At 61.5% G+C, this 18,440-nt stretch carries 11 protein-coding genes, 2 tRNA genes and 2 pseudogenes; 2 read left to right on the forward strand and 13 right to left on the reverse strand.

The features are described 5' to 3' along the window. Positions 1-29: 29 nt before the first annotated feature. The 3 genes from ETW23_RS12760 to ETW23_RS12770 form a co-directional block, all read right to left on the reverse strand. Positions 30-1,922 carry an acyl-CoA synthetase gene (locus tag ETW23_RS12760; protein ID WP_129370356.1) on the reverse strand — a complete coding sequence of 631 codons (1,893 nt, stop codon included), beginning with the start codon at positions 1,920-1,922 and terminating at the stop codon, positions 30-32. A gap of 208 nt (positions 1,923-2,130) precedes the next feature. Beyond that, positions 2,131-3,930: an ABC transporter transmembrane domain-containing protein gene (locus tag ETW23_RS12765; protein WP_134830211.1), complete on the reverse strand. Its 1,800-nt coding sequence runs from the start codon at positions 3,928-3,930 to the stop codon at positions 2,131-2,133. A gap of 166 nt (positions 3,931-4,096) precedes the next feature. Next, positions 4,097-4,170: transfer RNA gene (locus ETW23_RS12770), tRNA-Gly, on the reverse strand. Between the two features lie 173 nt (positions 4,171-4,343). Here ETW23_RS12770 and ETW23_RS12775 point away from each other — a divergent pair. Both ETW23_RS12775 and ETW23_RS12780 read left to right on the forward strand, forming a co-directional pair. Further along, on the forward strand, positions 4,344-5,057 hold the full coding sequence (locus tag ETW23_RS12775) for a CbiX/SirB N-terminal domain-containing protein (RefSeq protein WP_134830212.1): 714 nt from the start codon (positions 4,344-4,346) through the stop codon (positions 5,055-5,057). Positions 5,058-5,162: 105 nt separating this feature from the next. After that, positions 5,163-5,236 (forward strand) — tRNA-Cys (locus ETW23_RS12780). Positions 5,237-5,304: 68 nt separating this feature from the next. Here ETW23_RS12780 and ETW23_RS12785 read toward each other — a convergent pair. The 10 genes and pseudogenes from ETW23_RS12785 to ETW23_RS12830 all read right to left on the reverse strand — a co-directional run bounded on the left by ETW23_RS12785 (position 5,305) and on the right by ETW23_RS12830 (position 18,415). Further along, positions 5,305-5,589, reverse strand: coding sequence for a hypothetical protein (locus tag ETW23_RS12785; RefSeq protein WP_205879898.1), 285 nt, complete (start codon positions 5,587-5,589; stop codon positions 5,305-5,307). A 137-nt stretch (positions 5,590-5,726) separates the two neighbouring features. Continuing rightward, a pseudogene (locus ETW23_RS12790) lies at positions 5,727-7,339 on the reverse strand (AMP-binding protein). 1 nt (position 7,340) lies between these two features. After that, the gene (locus ETW23_RS12795; protein ID WP_134830213.1) at positions 7,341-8,501 is read right to left on the reverse strand and encodes an acyl-CoA dehydrogenase family protein; all 1,161 of its coding nucleotides are present in this window, start codon (positions 8,499-8,501) and stop codon (positions 7,341-7,343) included. Between the two features lie 91 nt (positions 8,502-8,592). Continuing rightward, on the reverse strand, positions 8,593-9,399 hold the full coding sequence (locus tag ETW23_RS12800; protein ID WP_134830214.1) for an enoyl-CoA hydratase family protein: 807 nt from the start codon (positions 9,397-9,399) through the stop codon (positions 8,593-8,595). Further along, positions 9,396-9,848, reverse strand: a complete 453-nt coding sequence (locus tag ETW23_RS12805) for a MarR family winged helix-turn-helix transcriptional regulator (RefSeq protein WP_129370350.1) — start codon at positions 9,846-9,848, stop codon at positions 9,396-9,398. Before ETW23_RS12805 ends, ETW23_RS12800 begins: the two co-directional genes overlap by 4 nt. Continuing rightward, positions 9,845-10,570 (reverse strand): SDR family NAD(P)-dependent oxidoreductase, encoded by a 726-nt coding sequence (locus ETW23_RS12810; protein ID WP_129370349.1) that lies wholly within the window; start codon positions 10,568-10,570, stop codon positions 9,845-9,847. The genes ETW23_RS12805 and ETW23_RS12810 overlap by 4 nt, the downstream gene beginning before the upstream one ends. Then, a pseudogene (locus ETW23_RS12815) lies at positions 10,567-12,860 on the reverse strand (bifunctional salicylyl-CoA 5-hydroxylase/oxidoreductase). The gene ETW23_RS12810 and the pseudogene ETW23_RS12815 overlap by 4 nt, the downstream one beginning before the upstream one ends. Positions 12,861-13,037: 177 nt before the next feature. After that, complete coding sequence (gene ptsP / locus ETW23_RS12820) at positions 13,038-15,278, reverse strand: phosphoenolpyruvate--protein phosphotransferase (RefSeq protein ID WP_129370347.1); 2,241 nt, start codon at positions 15,276-15,278, stop codon at positions 13,038-13,040. A gap of 270 nt (positions 15,279-15,548) precedes the next feature. Next, positions 15,549-16,787, reverse strand: coding sequence for an aspartate kinase (locus tag ETW23_RS12825; RefSeq protein WP_129370346.1), 1,239 nt, complete (start codon positions 16,785-16,787; stop codon positions 15,549-15,551). Positions 16,788-16,966: 179 nt separating this feature from the next. Next, the gene (locus tag ETW23_RS12830; protein WP_129370345.1) at positions 16,967-18,415 is read right to left on the reverse strand and encodes a TrkH family potassium uptake protein; all 1,449 of its coding nucleotides are present in this window, start codon (positions 18,413-18,415) and stop codon (positions 16,967-16,969) included. Positions 18,416-18,440: the final 25 nt, after the last annotated feature.

The following is an 18,440-nucleotide window of genomic DNA, read 5'->3' on the forward strand; positions in this document are numbered from 1 at the left end:
CGCCTTTTATCTCACGTTTACAATCAGGTTCAGTCCGCCGCCGGCTCCCAGGGCCGGGTAAAGCTGGCCAGAACAGCGGAAATTTCAGGCTCGGCACTGCCATTGGCCGCCACCTGGGCCACCAGACCGCGTTTTTTGTCGTCGGTGACACTGACAACACGTGCGGCCAGACCGGCCTTTTCCAGTGCGCCGTTGTAAACACGGGTGATCGCATGTTTGCGCAGATCCGGCTTGAATACCTTGCCCACGGCGGTTTTCGGCAGCTCGTCCAGCACCGTCATATGCTTGGGGATCGCCGCCCGCTCATGCACGTGGATTTTGCAGTATTCCAGCAGCTCCGCCTCGCTGACCGAGGCGCCGCCCACCAGCTCGACAAAGGCGCAAGGCAGCTCGCCCGAGTGGGCATCCGGCTGGCCGATAGCGCCGGCAAATGCCACCGCTTCATGGCCCAGCAGCGCCTCTTCGATCTCGGCCGGATCGATGTTGTGGCCGCCGCGGATGATCAGGTCCTTGGCACGGCCGGTGATCCACAGGTAGCCATCCCCGTCAATCCGCCCCAAGTCGCCGGTGCGCAGGTATTTGTCCTGATAGTAGAGGTCCGCGTTTTTTTCGGCTTCGGTATAGGTGTTGCCGGGGTAGACGCCGGGGTTGGAAATGCAGATTTCCCCCACTTCATCAACACCGCATTCCAGCGGGCCGTCGGAGGTCTGCTTGACGATCCGCACATCGGTATAGGGGAGAGGGATCCCAACCGACCCGACCTTCTTCTCCCCGCCCGGAGGGTTGCAGGACACCAGGCAGGTCGCCTCGGTCAACCCGTAACCTTCGACAATGGTCACGCCTGACGCTGCCTCGAACCGCTTGAACAATTCCATCGGCATCGGGGCCGAGCCCGAAAACGCCGTTTTCACCGAGGAGATATCAGCGTCCACTTCCCGCTGCATCAGCGCCGAAACAGCAGTGGGCACGGTGATGATAAAGGTGATCTTCCAGCGTTCGATCAGCTTCCAGAAATTGTCGAACACCCCCTCGCCGCGATAGCCCTGCGGCGTTGGAAACACCACATGCGCCCCCGAGGATACCGCCGCCATCATGATCACATGCACCGCAAAGACATGAAACAACGGCAGCGGGCACATGATGTTGTCTTCTTCGGTGAACAGCAGCTTGTCCCCCAGCCAGCCGTTATAGATCAGGCCCGAGTATTTGTGCTGCGCAACCTTGGGCATTCCCGTGGTGCCGCCGGTGTGGAAATAGCAGGCAACCCGGTCGCCGTCGCTGTCGGCGAAATTCAGCGTGGCGGGATGTTTTGCCACTTCCTTGGAGAAATTCAGGTAATCCGCATGGGCCGCCTTGGCCTGATTGTCCAGCTTGGGCCGGATCAGCGGCACGATCCAGGATTTCGGCGGTGTCAGATAGCGGTTCAGGTCCACTTCCAGCACCGTGTTCACCCCAGGCGCATGGCGCACGGCCTCGGCCACCTTCTGGGCCACGTCGGTCTTGGGGAAGGGCCGCAGGGTCACCACCACCTTGGCCTTGGTTTCCCGCAGGATCGAGGCGATCTGCTCTGGCTCCAAGAGCGGGTTGATCGGGTTCACAATCCCCGCCACCGCGCCGCCCAGCATGGTGACCAGCGTCTCGTGGCAATTGGGCAGCACATAGGCGACCACGTCCTGCTCTCCGATCCCCAGCGCGCGGAACATATTGGCCGCCTGGCTCACCTGATCCTTCAGCGTGCTCCAGGTCAGGGTTTCCGCCTTGTCCCGGGGGCCGGAAAAAATCTGATAGCTGACCGCCTTGCCGTTGGGGTATTTGCCCGCCGTCCGTGACAGCAGCCCATACAGCGTGGCCGGCAGATCCCGCGCCTCATACGGCATTTCGTTCTGCAGCGCGTCGCGGTCTGCGACTCCGGAAAATCCCATAAATCTCCTCCCCGTTCCCCCAATTCATGGGGTGTTCTGTTTGCGCCCAGACTATTGCAAACAGGCAATTGCGCAAGCGCCGGTGCAGGGTCACGCCAAGGCAATTTGCGGCATGACGTGGCGCCATTTTCCGGCCTTTGGCGGTTTTACCAGCAAAAAGCGCCCCGGAAACGATCCGGGGCGCTTGTCACTTTGATCTGTTCAGCAGTTACTCCGCCGCCAGCCCTTCGGTGAACTGCAGCTTGGCCAGCCGCGCATAAAGCCCGCCTTGCGCCACCAGCTCATCATGGGTGCCGGTGGCCACGATCCGGCCCTGATCCATCACCACAATCCGGTCGGCCTTTTTGACCGTTGCCAGACGGTGCGCCACGATCAGTGTCGTCCGGCCCTGGCTCAGCTCGTCCACCGCGGCCTGCACCAGACGTTCGCTTTCAGCATCCAGCGCCGAGGTCGCCTCGTCCAGCAGCAGTACCGGCGCATCGCGCAGGATGGCACGGGCAATGGCAATCCGCTGTTTCTGGCCGCCCGACAGCATCACCCCGCGCTCGCCGACAAAACTGTCATAGCCTTCGGGCAGTTTCGAGATGAAGTCATGCGCGGCGGCGGCTTGGGCTGCAGCCTCAACCTCGGCATCCGAGGCCTCTGGCCGGCCAAAGCGGATATTCTCGCGGGCTGAGGCCGCAAAAATCACAGGGTCCTGCGGCACCAGCGCGATGTGATGGCGGAACTCATCCCGCTGCAGTGCCGTCAGCGCCACACCGTCCAGTTTCACCGCGCCCTGGTTCGGATCATAAAACCGCTGCAGCAACTGAATGATGGTGGTCTTGCCCGCGCCGGACGGCCCGACAAAGGCAACCGTCTCGCCCGGTTTCACCGCCAGCGACACCGCGTCCAGCGCCGAGACATCAGGGCGCGACGGATAGCGGAAGGACACATTGTCGAACTGGATCTCACCCTTCACAGGCGCAGGCAGCATCTGCGCCGCAACCGGATCCAGCACGGTATCATTCGCATTCAGCAATTCCACCAGCCGCTCGGTCGCACCGGCAGCGCGCTGCAGCTCGCTCCAGATTTCCGACAGCGCCGCCACCGAGCCTGCCACCAGCACCGCATAGATCACAAACTGGATCAGGGACCCTTCGGACATAACACCCGCGCGCACGTCATTTGCGCCCATCCACAGCACGCCGACCACGCCGGAGAACACCAGGAAAATCACGATTACCGTCAGATAAGCACGCGTCTGGATCCGGCGGCAGGAAACATTATAGGCGGTCTCGGTCATCTCGCCGAACTTCAGGCGGCTGGCGGCCTCATGGGTAAAGGCCTGCACGGTCTGCACCGCCCCCAGCGCCTCGCCCGCATTGCCCGAGGAGGCTGCGATCCAGTCCTGATTTTCCTTGCTGATCGCACGCAGGCGGCGGCCCAGCACCAGGATCGGGACAATAACGGCCGGCACGATCAGCAGCACCATCATCGTCAGCTTGGCCGAGGTCAGCAGCATCAGCACCATGCCGCCAAGGAAAATCAGCAAATTGCGCAACGCGATCGACACCGAGGACCCCAGTACCGACTGGATCAGCGTTGTATCAGTGGTGATCCGGCTCAGCACTTCGCCGGTCATGACACGTTCGTAAAACTCCGGGCTCATGCCGATCACCCGGTCGAACACCGCCTTGCGGATATCAGCCACCACCCGCTCCCCCAGCCGGGTCACCAGCGCATAGCGCACGCCGGTGCCAGCCGCGAGCAGCGCAGCAATTCCCAGCGCCGCGCCAAAATAGAGGTTCAGAAGTTCGGAATCCGAGACCCGGAAATTGTCGACCACCCGGCGCACCGCCAAAGGCAGCGTCAGCGACAGCCCTGCGGTCATTACCAGCGCGCAGGTCGCGGCAAGCATCAGCAAACGGTATGGCCGCATATACGGCCACAGCGCCGACAGCACGCCAATTTTCCTGGAGCCTTCCCGCTCCTGTTCCGCATTCGGGGCCGCTTGTCTCCGCGCCATTCCGGATCCTTCTGCACTTTGGGCTGGCGGGTATGAAATCCCGCGCATTCGCCAAGGTTCATGGCCCTGCAGGCCCCGCGCGTCAAGCACTGAGCCGTTTCAAAAAGCACATGAAAGCGCGGACAACCCGCGTCACGGTGTAACAGAATGGCAATCGGGGAAGATCTGGAGCGGGTAGCGGGAATCGAACCCGCACCTTAAGCTTGGAAGGCTCTTATGATACCATTTCACCATACCCGCTCAGAGTGTTTGCTGATTTAGGTGAAGCGCCCGGGAAGGTCAACCTTCTTGGTTTCGTTTCTCAACACACCGCAGAAAAAATCCTTCCAAGCCTTGCAGAATTCCCGGCAAGCTCCCCAAATATAGGAACAATCCTGCCAGCTTCCGCAATTTCAACGATCCGGACCCCCGCCTTGACAAAGATCACGCGCACCGCCGTTATAACCGCCCATGGCCAGCCTTCCGACCCTGTTCCGGCAGAGGCCGCCCTGGCCGGTCTCGCAGCAGAGGTTGCGGCGCATCTGCCGGACTGGGATGTGCGCTCCGCCACCCTCGCCACGCCTGGACGGCTGGAGCGCGAAATGGCCGAGGACGCCGTGGTCTATCCGTTTTTCATGTCGCAGGGATGGTTCACGGCCAAGGTTCTGCCCGGCCGCCTTCAGGGCCGCAGCTACCGCATGGCACCGCCTTTCGGTCTGGATGCCTCCCTTCCCGCCCTCGCGGCACAGGCCGTCCGCCTGGCCGCTCAAAGGCTAAGCTGGCCTTTAGCAGAAACGCATCTTCTGCTTGCCGCGCACGGCTCTGCCCGCGGCCCCAAAGCAGCAGAGGCCGCAGAACATTTTGCCGCCCGCCTGCGTCCCTTGCTGCCCGGCTGCACACTGTCGCCCGGCTATGTGGAACAATCCCCGCGGATTGAAACCGCCGCAACCGCCTTGCCTGCTTGTTCAATTTGCCTGCCGTTCTTTGCCCAGGCCGGCGACCATGTAAAACAGGACATCCCCCAAGCGCTTGAGGCTGCCTTTTTCCAAGGAATTCTGCTGCCCGTCACAGGCGCACTGCCCGGTATTCCCGCCTTGATCGCCAAAGCCATCCGTGCGGCAGCACCTGGCCAATGTGCGGACAGCTGAGGTTTTTCCTATCTGGAAAGAAAAGCAGTTTTTGGCCCGGACAGAGGCAATACGCCTCTTGCACAGGCTGCAAGCATGTGATTAATCACGCCCTACACCACGGCTGGCGAGTTGGCGGAGTGGTTACGCAGCGGATTGCAAATCCGTGTACACCGGTTCGATTCCGGTACTCGCCTCCAATTAAATCAATGACTTGCGTCATCCATCCTCTCCTCCACTGCGATTTTTGAAACAACCGTTGAAACTTTCACGTTTCGGTCTTGCTTCGTTCCAATTGATTTCTTGCCTCTTGCGCGCCCTTCGCCAACTCTCTTTGCCGGATCGGTCCACCGTACTTTTTCAGCATCTCAACGCCTGAGTGGCCGGTGACAGCCTTGACCATCTCGTCATCACAACCGGCCAGATACAGCTCGATCATCGCGTTCTTCCCGAACCCGTGCGTTTTGTAGTAGCTCGCCTGCTCGTGCTTCATCTTCATTTTGATGGTGCGCAATTCCTCAGCAACGATAAGCGTGGTGGCCCCTTTCCCCATTGATGTCATGCTTTGTGCGTTATCTCGGCTATGCCGAGTGCGTTGAAACGGTTGATGAGCGCGGCACAGATGCCCGCAGAACGGACCTTCGGCATGCCGCATACTTGCTACGGCTAAAAACTCATGCACCCTAGCAGCTAGGCTTTCAGCCTGAACCGCTGGATTTTTCCGGTCTCGGTCTTTGGCAGTACCGTGGTAAACACCAATGAACGCGGATACTTGTAAGGCGCAATTTCCGCCTTTACGTAATCCTGCAGCAGCTTGACCATTTCATCCGACGGCGCCAGCTCATCTACCAGCACCACATGCGCCTGCACAATCTCGCCCCGCGCCTCATCCGGGACACCGATCACCGCGCATTCCACCACCGCTTCATGCGCCAGCAGGGCCGCCTCTACCTCAGGTCCTGCAATGTTGTACCCGGAGGAGACGATCATGTCATCGTTGCGGGCGGCAAAGTGCAGATACCCTGCGTCATCCCGGATAAAACTGTCGCCGGTGATGTTCCAGCCGTCTTGCACGTACCCAGCCTGCCGGTCATCGGCCAGGTAACGGCACCCTGTGGGTCCCCTGACTGCCAGCCGCCCGATCTCGCCGCGCGGAGCCTCGTTGCCGTTTTCATCCAGCACCTTCACCTGATAGCCGCCCACAGGCTTCCCGGTGCAAGCGGGCCGGTGGTCGCTGAACCGGTTGGTGATGAAGATATGCAGCATCTCCGTCGCCCCGATCCCGTCCAGCATCGGCTTGCCGGTCTTCTGCATCCACTCGTCATAAACCGGCGCGGGCAGGGTCTCCCCGGCCGACACTGCCGCCCGCAGCGACGACAGATCCGCCCCCTCCTCCATCGCCCGCAGCATCACGCGGTAAGCAGTCGGCGCGGTGAAGCAAACCGTCGCCTTGTATTTCTCAATGATCTCAATGAGGTTCGGCGGCGAGGCGTTTTCCAAGAGCGTCGCCGCAGCACCAAAGCGCAAAGGAAAGATCGCCAGCCCGCCCAGGCCGAATGTGAAGGCCAGCGGCGGTGAGCCGACAAACACATCCTCCGGCTGCACATCCAGCACTTCACGCGCATATCCGTCAGCGATGATCAGCAGATCACGGTGGAAATGCATGGTTGCCTTGGGTGCGCCGGTAGTGCCGGAGGTAAAACCCAGCAGGGCCACGTCATCACGCCCCGTCTGCACCGCCTCATAAGCCACGGGTTTTTCCAGTGCCAGCCGGTCCAGTTCCGCATCGTGATTGGACGTGCCGTCAAAGCCGACAACCGTTTTCAGGAATTCCGAATCCTTGGCGCAGGCGACCAGCTCATCCTTCAGCCTTGTGTCGCACAGCGCATGGGACACCTCGGCCTTATCGACGATCTTGGCCAGCTCTCCCTTGCGCAGCATCGGCATGGTATTGACCACCACCGCGCCCGCCTTGGTTGCCGCCAGCCAGCAGGCCACCATCGCCGGGTTGTTGGCCGAGCGGATCAGCACCCGGTTGCCAGGCTTCACCCCAGATCCTCGCTCAGCACATGCGCCAGCCGGTTGGTCCAGTCCGCCAGTTCTTTGTAGGTCCGGTAGCGCCCGTTGCCGATCAGCGCAGTGCGGTCGCCGAACCCCTTTTCAACCATCGCATCGGTCAGCTCGACAGCGGCATTCAGGTGTTCCGGATAGTCAAACCCCTCCAGCAGAAACTCAGGCCATTGATCCGCAGGCGGCAGGTTGTCCCGGGCAAAACTGTCTACATGCGCGGTTGGTCCCAACATATCATTTCCCTCCCTGAAAGGCACCCATCGCCTGGCGGGCGATCACCACCCGTTGCACGTCCGAGGCCCCCTCGTAGATCCGCAACGCCCTGATATCCCGATAAAGCTCCTCAACCTTCTGGCCCCGGCGCACGCCGTCTCCGCCATGCAGCTGAACTGCCTTGTCGATCACAGATTGCGCCTGATCGGTGGAAAACAGCTTAGCCATCGCCGCCTCCCGCGTGACCCGCGCGGCGCCTGAATCCTTGACCCAGGCGGCACGGTAAACCAGCAGCGCAGCGGCATCCACATCCAGAGCCATATCCGCTATATGCCCCTGCACCATTTGCAGATCAAACAGCGGCGCACCCTGCACCTGCCGCGCAGCCACCCGCGCCAGCGATTCGTCCAGCGCCCGGCGGGCAAACCCCAGCGCCGCCGCCGCCACGGTGGAACGGAACACATCCAGCACCGACATCGCAATCTTGAAGCCCGCACCCGGCTGGCCAAGCAAAGCCGACTTCGGAATCCGGCAATCGGTAAAACGCAAGGTTGCCAGCGGATGCGGCGCAATGGTTTCCAGCCGCTCCGCCACCTCGAACCCAGGCAGGCCCGCCGGCACGACAAAGGCACTCAGCCCCTTCGCCCCCGGTGCCTCGCCGGTGCGGGCAAACAGCGTGTAGACATCGGCAATCCCGCCGTTGGAGATCCAGGTCTTTTCACCGTTCAAAACGTAATGATCGCCGTCCAGCGCCGCCGTCATGGCGGAATTGGCCACATCCGACCCCGACTGCGGCTCAGTCAGCGCAAAGGCCGATACCGCCTTGCCCGCCCGCGTCAATGGCAGCCACTCCTGCTGCTGCGCTTCTGTCCCGAACAGCGAAATCGCGCCGGTCCCCAGCCCCTGCATGGCAAAAGCAAAATCCGCCAGCCCGTCATGGCGCGCCAGCGTCTCGCGGATCAGGCACAGGCTGCGCACGTCCAATTTCCCGCCGGCCATCGCGCCGGAATGCTGCGTCCAGCCACCCTTTCCCAGCGCAGCTACCAAAGCTCGGCAGGCCGCATCGGTGTCCGAATGATCTATGCCATTCAGATTCTCCCGAGCCCAGGCCTCCAGCTCCTCCGCCAAGCCCCGGTGCCGGTCCTCAAAGAACGGCCAGTTCAAAAACGACTTGTCAGCCATGGCGCGGCTCTCCCTGTTTCACCTTTGTCCAAATACTCCCGCCGGAGGCTCCCGTACCCTCCTGCGGCACGAGGCCTGCGGCTCCAGCGGCTCAGTTGCCCTCGAACACCGGTTTTTCCTTATTCACAAATGCTTGGAACGCGCGCTCAAAATCCGCCGTCTGCATGCAGATCGCCTGCGCCTGCGCTTCAGCCTCAATCGCCTGTTCGATCGACATCGACCATTCCTGTGCCAGCATGGTCTTGGTCATCATGTGGCCGAAGTTCGGACCCGAGGCGATCCGCGCGGCCCAGCTTTGCGCCTCCGCTTCCAATTCATCCGCTGCAACCAGCTTGTTGTGGAAACCCCAGGTGTGGCCTTCTTCGGCGCTCATCGACCGCCCGGTGTACAGCAGCTCCGCCGCCCGCCCCTGGCCTATAATCCGCGGCAGGATCGCACAGGCGCCCATATCGCAGCCTGCAAGGCCGACACGGGTGAACAAAAACGCCGTTTTGGCCTCCGGCGTGGCAATCCGGATGTCCGAGGCCATGGCGATAATTGCCCCTGCGCCAACGCAAATCCCGTCAATCGCTGCAATCACCGGTTTGCCGCAGGTCACAATTGCCTTGACCAGATCGCCGGTCATCCGGGTGAACGCCAACAGCTCCTTCATGCTCATCTTCGTCAGCGGCCCGATAATATCATGCACATCGCCGCCCGAGCAGAAATTGCCGCCGTTGGAGGCAAACACCACCGCCTTGACGCTGTCGTCATAGTGCAAGTCCCGGAACCAGTTGCGCAGCTCTGCGTAGCTGTCGAATGTCAGCGGGTTCTTCCGCTCCGGCCGGTCCAGCGAGACTGTGGCAACGCCATCCTCGATCCGGCACAGAAAGTGCTGCGGGTCCGTGTTCACCTTCATGCCTTGCCTCCCTCGTCCAGCCGCCGCGCCACCGCGTCCAGGCTTTCGGCAATTGCCTGCGCCTCATCCGTTGCCAGCCCGTCAAAGGCCGCATTTATCCAGCTTTCATGCGCCTCTGCCTGGCGCGAGAACTCAGTCTGGCCCGCCGCCGTCAGCCGCACAAGATTGGCGCGCCGGTCGCCCTCGACCTTCTCGCGCTGCACATGGCCGTCCTCCACCAACCGCTCGACAATGCCGGTCACGTTGCCGTTCGACACTTTCAGAACACCTGACAACTCACTCATTTTCAGCCCTTTTTCATGCTGCATCAGCGCCGCCATGACATCAAACCGCGGCAGCGTGGTTGCGAAGTCCCGCCGCAGGTTTTCACGCACCTCGCTCTCCACCGCCTTGGTGGCCTTCAGCACCTTCAGCCACAGCCGCAGCCGGTCTTTTGACGTTGTGCTCAAATCTCGCCTCCCGAAACACTCATCGCGTGCCCGTTGATCGAAGACGCGCCTTCGGATGCCAGGAACACCGCCGTTGCCGCCACTTCCGCAGGCGCGATCAGCCGCTGCATCGGATTGCCGCCAACCACCATTTTCAGCGCCTTCTCCCGCGGAATGTCATGCCGGGCCATCAGCCCGCTGATCGCAGTCTCCGCCATCTCGGTGTCGACAAACCCCGGGCAGATCGCATTGCAAGTGATGCCGCGCTTGGCCACGCTTTGCGCGACCGACCGCACCAGTCCCAGCACCCCGTGCTTAGAGGCCGCATAGGCCGGGATATGCGCCCCGCCCTGCAAGGAGGCAGTCGAGGCGATGGCAATCAGGCGCCCGCCTGGTTTCATCCCAGTCCGCAGTGCCGCCCGGAAGGTCAGGAAGGTGCCGGTCATGTTCACCGTCAGGGTGTGCTGCCAGTCTGCCAGCTCAACGTCCTCGATCCGCGCGGCGTTCCCGGTACCGGCATTTGCCACAACCACGTCATACGGCGTGTCAAACAGCGCCGCGACCTGGGCCTCGTCCGTGACATCTGCAGGTCTGATCTCCAGATCCGTACCCTTCGCGGCTTGCTCCAGCGCGTCGCGCCGCCGGCCGGAAATTGTCACCTGACAGTTCTGGGCTGAAAAAGCCTGCGCGATTGCCTTGCCGATGCCGGTGCCGCCGCCTGTTACCAGTACCCTGCGTGTCATGCCCGGATCACCTCCGCGTCACGGTCGGCCAGCCGCCAGGCCTGATCCCGGCCCGCCTGATAGGGCAGCGGCCAGTCCCCGTGCCGGTCGCCGATCCGCGCCGCCTCGTGCAGGGTCCAATAGGGATCCGCCAGATGCGGCCGGCCTACACAGACCAGATCGGCCCGCCCCGCCATCAGGATCGAATTGGCATGGTCGGCCTCATAGATATTACCCACCGCCATGGTGGCAATCCCGGCCTCGTTGCGGATGCGATCGGAAAACGGCGTCTGGAACATGCGGCCATAGACCGGTTGCGCGTCAGTGGAGGTCTGCCCGGCGGAGACATCTATGATATCCGCACCTGCCGCAGTGAACCCCTTGGCGATCTCCACCGCTTCTTCCGGAGTGACGCCATCGTCACCCACCCAGTCATTGGCGGAGATCCTGACAGACATCGGCTTCGCCTCAGGCCAGACTGCGCGCATGGCCTGGAACACCTCCAGCGGATAACGCAAGCGGTTCTCCAAGGAGCCGCCATACTCATCACCCCGAATGTTCGATTTTGGCGACATGAAGGACGAAATCAGGTATCCATGCGCCGCATGAAGTTCGATCATGTCAAACCCGGCACGCTTTGCCATTTGCGCGGATGCAACAAATTCGTCGCGAATATGATCCATTTCGCCCCGTGTAATCTCCCGCGGGGCCGGGTTGTTTTCCGACCACGGGATGGCCGAGGCCGAAACCGTCTCCCAGTTTCCTTCCGGCAGCGGTGCGTCCATTTCCTCCCACCCCAGCTGGGTGGAGCCTTTGCGCCCGGAATGGCCGATCTGGCAGCAGATCTTCGCGCCGGTCTCAGCATGCACAAAATCCGTCAGGCGCTTCCAGGCTGCCTCATGCTCCGGCGCATACAGCCCCGGGCAGCCCAGCGAGATCCGCCCCTCAGCCGATACACAGGTCATCTCGGTATAAATCAGCCCGGCGCCGCCCTTGGCACGTTCGCCGTAGTGGATCAGGTGCCAGTCTGCCGGGCAGCCCTCCACCGCCTTGTACTGCGCCATGGGCGAAACCACGATGCGGTTCTTCAACTCCAACCCCCGCAATTGATAGGGCGCAAACATCGGCGGCCGCACCGGTGCATCTGCGGGCGCTCCGGCCTTGTCCTGGAACCATTTCTCGGCGCTTTGCAGCCAGTCCGCATCGCGCAGCCGCAGGTTCTCATGGGAAATCCGCTGCGAACGGGTCAGCAGGGAATAGTTGAACTGCACCGGATCCATATCCAGATAGCGCTCGACCTCTTCAAACCACTCCAAGGAGTTGCGCGCCGCCGATTGCAGCCGCAGCACATCCAGCCGCCGCTCCTCCTGGTAACGCTCGAATGCGCGTTCCAGCGTCGGTTCGGTGCTGACCAGCTCAGCCAGCGCAATGGCACTGTCAAACGCCAGCCGCGACCCCGACCCGATAGAGAAATGCGCGGTGGCGGATGCATCCCCCAGTAGCACCACATTCTCATGATGCCATTTCTCGCACAGCACCCGGGGAAGTTGATCCAAACCGCCGCCCCGCGCAGATGCGCAGCGTTCGACATCAGCGCGTGACCATCCAGATGCGCGGCAAATATCTCCTCGCAGGTGCGGACGGTCTCCTCCTTGCTCATGCCCTCAAAGCCCCAGTTCTCCCAGGTCTCAGCTGAACATTCGACAATCACCGTCGCCGTGTCCGCATCGAACTGGTAGGCGTGGATCCACATCCAGCCGTGTTTGGTCTTCTCAAAAATAAAGGTGAAGGCATCGTCGAATTTCTGATGGGTACCTAGCCAGATGAACTTGCAGGGCCGCACGTCGATTTCCGGTTTAAAATGTTCCGCGAACTCATTGCGGACATTGGAATTCAGCCCGTCGCAGCCGACCACAAGATCATAGTCTGCTTGATATTCCGCGGCGGTCTTGGCAATGGTTTCAAACTGCAGGTCAACGCCCAGTTCGCGCGCCCGGTCCTGCAGCAGCAGCAGCATCTGCCTGCGGCCTATTCCGGCAAACCCATGCCCGCCTGACACCGTGCGGGTGCCGTTATGCACCACCGCGATATCGTCCCAATAAGCAAAGCTTTCGCGGATAGCTTCGGCGCTCTTCGGGTCATTGGCGCTGAGGTTCTCCAGCGCGTCATCCGACAGCACCACGCCCCAGCCAAAGGTATCATCAGGCTTGTTGCGCTCAATCACCGTGACCTGTGCCTCGGGCTGGCGCAGCTTCATCGAGATCGCAAAGTAAAGACCCGCAGGCCCTCCTCCCAAACAGGCGACTTTCATGATCATCCTTTCCCGCTCAGCGCACATCCTTGCAGATCAGGATAGGCAGGCCCGGGAAAACTTCAAGCATAAAGTTTTAAGCTTGAAGTAAATGAGTGCAACGCTTCGGCGCAGCCCCTGCCGGGTCTGCTCAATATTCCAATGAAACTATCAGCCAGCCCCAGGTGCCGGTGCCCGTCAAAGTTCCCGCAGATATTTCATCACCGCCGGGCGCACCGCCTGGTCGCCGCGGTGGCGCGCATCCGCGATGATCTTGCGCAGCTCGCCCAGATCAACCCGCAGCAGCAGTGACTTGACTGGTCCGATAGAGGCCGGGCGCATCGACAGCGTGCGGATGCCCATGGCGGCCAGGCATACGGCCTCGACAGGGCGGCCCGCGTCCTCGCCGCAAAAGCTGAGCGGCGTGCCTGAGATGGCGCAGCGTTCCACGATGCGCTCGATGAAGCTCAGGAAGCTCACATTCAGGGTGTCATAGCGTTTGCGCACCCGCTCATTCTCGCGGTCGGCGGCGAAAAAGAACTGTTTCAGGTCATTGCCGCCGATCGAGATAAAGGCCACCTCGTCAAAGAACTTCTGCGGCGCATAGGCCAGCGACGGCGTCTCCAGCATTGCGCCGATCTCCAGCTCGGCCGGCAGCACGTGGCCCAGGATGCGCTCGCGTTCGATAGTCTTGTCCACCTCGGCCTTGGCCGCGCGGTATTCTTCGAATTGGGCAACAAAGGGGAACATGATCGACAGCGGCCGCCCTTCGGCAGAGCGCAACAGCGCCTGCAGCTGCATCCGCATGATGCCGGGCTTGTCCAGCCCCACCCGGATCGCCCGCCAGCCCAGTGCAGGGTTCGGCTCATCCGTCGGTTTCATGTAAGGCAGAACTTTGTCGGATCCGATGTCCAGAGTCCGGAAAATCACCGGTTTGCCATGGGCTGCATCCAGCACCCGCTTGTACAAAGCAACCAGCTCCGAACGCTTTGGCATCTGATTGCGCACTAGAAATTGCAATTCCGTGCGAAACAGCCCCACACCTTCAGCACCCGAACTATCCAATGACGGCAGGTCTGCCATCAGGCCGGCATTCATCACCATATTGATGCGCTGACCGTCGGTGGTGACCGCCGCCTTGCTGCGGATCGAGGCATAGCGCTCCTGCGCCTTGGTATGCATCGCGATTTTGTCGCGGAAGGCGCCGACAACCGTGTCATCGGGCCGCAGATGCACCACGCCCTGATCGCCATCCACCATGATGTGGTCGCCGTTCAGCGCCTCGGTGGTGATCCGCTTGGCATTCACCACCAGCGGAATCGCCAGCGCCCGCGCGACAATAGCGGCGTGGGATCCGACCGAGCCTTCCTCCAGCACGATGCCCCGCAGGCCGCGGCCATACTCCAGCAGATCTCCCGGACCTATGTTGCGGGCGATCAGGATGGGGTTGTCCGGCAGTTCGGCACCGGTGTCCGCCCCCTGCCCGGTCAGAATCCGCAGCAGGCGGTTTGAGAGGTCATCCAGGTCGCTCAACCGTTCGCGCAGATAGGCGTCCTGCACCTGGCTCATCCGGGCGCGGGCCTGGGATTGCTCTTTTTCCACCGCGGCTTCGGCGCTCAGGCCACGGGCGATGTCTTCTTCCATCCGCCGCATCCAGCCTTTGGAGTTGGCAAACATCCGGTAGGCTTCAAGAACCTGCAGCTGATCTTTGTCGCCGTTGCGGGAGACTTCCAGCATCTTGTCAACGCCGACCCGCAGTTCCTCGACCGCGCTGTTCATCCGCTCCAGCTCCCGCTGGGGATCATCGGCAATCGGATTGGTCACAATCACCCGCGGCTCATGCAGCCAGACGTGGCCTTCCGCCGCGCCTTCCTGGGCCGAGGTACCGTGGATCAGAACCGGCTGCTTGTGCAGTGGCGACAGGGCCGCGCCTTCGCCGACAAAGGCGCCCAGCTCGGTCATCTCAGCGATGACCATCGCCACCACTTCCAGCGCATAGACCGCATCGGCTGAAAACTCGCGCCCCTCCTTGGACTGAACCACCAAGACACCCAGCATCTCGCCCAGCCGCTGCACCGGCACTCCAAGGAAGGAGGAAAACCGCTCCTCCCCGGTTTCCGGCATATAGCGGAACCCCTTGGCATTAGGCGCGTCCGGCGTGTTCACCACCTTGCCGTATCTTGCCACCCGGCCCACCAGGCCCTCGCCGATGCGCATCCGGGTCTGGTGCACAGATTCCAGATTCAAACCCTGGGTTGCACACAGCTCCAGCGTCTCGTCATCGCGGAACAGATAAACCGAGCACACCTCGGTCCCCATGCTGTCGGCGATCAGATGGGTGATCTTGTCGAGCCGCGCCTGGCCGGCATCGTCGCCCGCCATCGCCTCGCGCAGGCGAACCAGAAGCTTCCTGCTTTCGGATTCCGTTGTATCAGCCATTGCCACCCTCTCCCGAGGTCACTTCCCCGCACACTGCCGCCCTGATTGGTTCACCAGAACAAATACCACTCAAAGCAGTATCCCAGTGTTCTCTCCTCCCCCACTTGTCCCATCCCAGCGGAAAAAGTCCAAGTGTTTTTGCAGCATTGCCCGCAATCAGAGCAGCCTGACACGGCATTGCGCAAAATACCGCCAGCAGCAGGCCAGACACAACAAAGGCGCCGGATCGGCGCCTTTGCGTTATTCAGAAAACTGTTATCCGATCAGCGCTTAGCCAGCTTTCTCCAGCTCAAACGCATCATGCAGCGCCTGTACGGCCAGCTCCATGTATTTACGGTCGATCAGCACCGATATCTTGATTTCCGAGGTTGTGATTACCTTGATGTTGACGCCCTCATCCGACAGCACCTTGAACATCTTGGCGGCCACGCCGGACTGCGAACGCATGCCGATACCAACCACAGAAACCTTGGCCACATCCTTGTCGGCCAAGAGTTCAGCATAGTTCAGCTCGCCCTTTTCCTTGATCGCCAGCAGCGCCTGTTCGGCGCGGGCAACCTGATCGGTCGGGCAGGAGAAGGTCATGTCGGTGCGGCCCTCGTCCGAGATATCCTGCACAATCATGTCGACATTCACGCCTGCATCGCTGAGCGTGGTGAAAATGGTTGCCGCGATGCCGGGGCGGTCGGCCACCGACTGCACGGTCAGCTTGGCCTCGTCACGGGAATAGGCCACACCGGCCACAACATTGGATTCCATGATTTCCTCCTCGGCGCAGACCAGGGTTCCGGCCTCGTCAGTTTGTTCCTCAAAGCTCGACAGCACGCGCAGCTTCACCTTATAGCGCATCGCCAGTTCAACCGAGCGGGTCTGCAGCACCTTGGCGCCCAGCGACGCCAGCTCCAGCATCTCTTCAAACGCAATCTTGTCCAGCTTGCGCGCCTTGTCGCAAATCCGCGGGTCGGTGGTATAAACGCCGTCCACATCGGTATAAATATCGCAGCGCTCAGCCTCAAACGCCGCCGCAAAGGCCACCGCAGTGGTGTCCGAACCGCCGCGGCCCAGCGTGGTGATGCGGCCTTCGGGGCTGATGCCCTGGAAGCCGGCCACAACCGCCACTTTCATGCCTTCATCAAACTTGGCGCGGATGTTTTCCGGCGGGATCTCTTCGATCCGCGCTTGGCTGTGCGCCGAGGTGGTCAAAAGCGGCACTTGCCAGCCCTGCCAGCTGCGGGCGGGAACATCCATTTCCTGCAGTGTCAGCGCCATCAGGCCGGCGGTCACATTCTCGCCCGAAGACACAATCGCATCATATTCGCGCGCGTCATACAACGGCGAGGTCTCATCTACCCAGCCGACCAGTTCGTTGGTCTTGCCGGACATCGCCGACACGATGACGATCACGTCATAGCCCTTGGCCACCTCAACGCCGACGCGTTTGGCAGCGCGGCGGATGCGATCCAGATTGGCGACAGACGTGCCGCCGAATTTCATCACAAGTACGGGCATATGGAGCGGGTCTCCCTGCGCTTGCGGGTTTCAGTCCCGTGCCTCATATGCGAGCGATCTCTTAAGGGCAAGAGCGGGCAGCCCCATCGGGCAAGGAAGCTGCGGTTCAGGCTGCCGTTTCAGCGCGGCAAACCGCCACAAGGTCCGGTTTGCGCAATTTCAGCCAATCTGCGGGGCGCTCAGCTGCGCCAAAAGCGAACCGTCAGCATTGCGTAGACCGCCATCAGCTCCAGCCGCCCGATCAGCATCGCCGCGCTCAGGATCCATTTTGCCGGATCATTAAGCGTTGAAAAATTACCCGCCGGCCCGATGGTATCGCCCAAACCGGGACCGATATTGGCCACCGCCGTCGCGGCGCCGGACACCGCGGTCACAAAATCCAGGCCGGTCAGCGCCAGCGCCCAGGCTACAACGCCCAGCGTAACTACAAAGAACATGAAGAATGAGATAACCGAACTGAGCACCTCAGCGTCCACCGGGCGCCCCTCGTAGCGGGTGAAAAACACCCCATGCGGCGACCGGATGCGCTGGATCTGCGTTCTGATCGAGGCCAGCAGCAACTGGTAGCGAAAGACCTTGACGGAACAGGCGGTTGATCCCGCACAGCCGCCGATCAGCCCGGTGAAGAAGAAGATCATCACCAGAAAGCTGCCCCACTGCATGTAATCCGCACTGGCATAGCCGGTGCCGGACATGATCGAGGTGATGTTGAACAGGGCCGAGCGCAGCGCCTGTTCCCCGCTGTGCGGATTGGCGTAATACAGAACCCCGGCTGCCACAGCGACCAGAATGCCCAGCGTCATCATAAAACCGCGGATCTGGCTGTCCCGCAGCATCGGCGTGCCATGGCCGTTGATCAGCTGCACATAGCGCACAAACGGCAGCGCCGCGAGGATCATGAAAATCGCCGCCGCATATTCCACCGGTCCCGCAAAGGCCCCGAAAGAGGTGTCGTAATTGGCAAAACCGCCGGTGGCGATGGTGGTCATGGAATGCACCAGCGCATCAAACGGCCCCATCCCCATTACCATGTAGACCAGCATGCAGGCCATGGTCAGCGACACGTAGATCAACGAGATCTGCTTGGCGATCGCCTGCGCGCGGGGCAGGATTTTGCCAAAGGTGTCAAAGCTTTCAGATTTAAAGATCTGCATCCCGCCGACCCGCAGCTCGGGCAGGAACACCATCGCCACAACAATGATGCCGATACCGCCCAGCCATTGCAGGATGCCGCGCCACAGCAACAGCCCGCGCGGCAGGTCGTCCAGCCCAGAAATCACTGTTGATCCGGTGGTGGTCAGCCCTGACATCGCCTCGAAGAACGCATCGACAAAGCGCAGCTCGGTTGCCCCCAGCATCAGCGGGATTGCCCCGAACAGCGGCAGCGCCAGCCACACGGTGGTGGTCAGCAAAAAGGTCTGGCGGATGCTCAGCCCTTCCCGCACCCCGTTGGCGCAGCTTAAGGCCAGCAGCCCGCCGACCAGAATGGTGAAGAGCGCACTTTCCAGAAACACATGCCATTCACCGCGGCCATCCAGCAGATCGACCAGCAGCGGGAACAGCATCATCGCTCCCAAGATGACGACCAAAAGGCCGATGACATATCCAACCGGGCGGAGATCCAACATGCGGGCAGCGTTGGACCTGCGCACG

It is taken from the genome of Leisingera sp. NJS201, assembly GCF_004535885.1.
In the GTDB taxonomy this organism is placed as follows: Bacteria; Pseudomonadota; Alphaproteobacteria; order Rhodobacterales; family Rhodobacteraceae; genus Leisingera.

What these genes read in the sequence shown, in the direction of transcription:
- ETW23_RS12760 (WP_129370356.1), bottom strand. Translation starts at nt 1,922, where the DNA reads ATGGGATTTTCCGGAGTCGCAGACCGCGACGCGCTGCAGAACGAAATG.
- ETW23_RS12765 (WP_134830211.1), bottom strand. Translation starts at nt 3,930, where the DNA reads ATGGCGCGGAGACAAGCGGCCCCGAATGCGGAACAGGAGCGGGAAGGC.
- ETW23_RS12785 (WP_205879898.1), bottom strand. Translation starts at nt 5,589, where the DNA reads ATGGGGAAAGGGGCCACCACGCTTATCGTTGCTGAGGAATTGCGCACC.
- ETW23_RS12795 (WP_134830213.1), bottom strand. Translation starts at nt 8,501, where the DNA reads ATGGCTGACAAGTCGTTTTTGAACTGGCCGTTCTTTGAGGACCGGCAC.
- ETW23_RS12800 (WP_134830214.1), bottom strand. Translation starts at nt 9,399, where the DNA reads ATGAAGGTGAACACGGACCCGCAGCACTTTCTGTGCCGGATCGAGGAT.
- ETW23_RS12810 (WP_129370349.1), bottom strand. Translation starts at nt 10,570, where the DNA reads ATGACACGCAGGGTACTGGTAACAGGCGGCGGCACCGGCATCGGCAAG.
- ptsP (WP_129370347.1), bottom strand. Translation starts at nt 15,278, where the DNA reads ATGGCTGATACAACGGAATCCGAAAGCAGGAAGCTTCTGGTTCGCCTG.
- ETW23_RS12825 (WP_129370346.1), bottom strand. Translation starts at nt 16,787, where the DNA reads ATGCCCGTACTTGTGATGAAATTCGGCGGCACGTCTGTCGCCAATCTG.
- ETW23_RS12830 (WP_129370345.1), bottom strand. Translation starts at nt 18,415, where the DNA reads ATGTTGGATCTCCGCCCGGTTGGATATGTCATCGGCCTTTTGGTCGTC.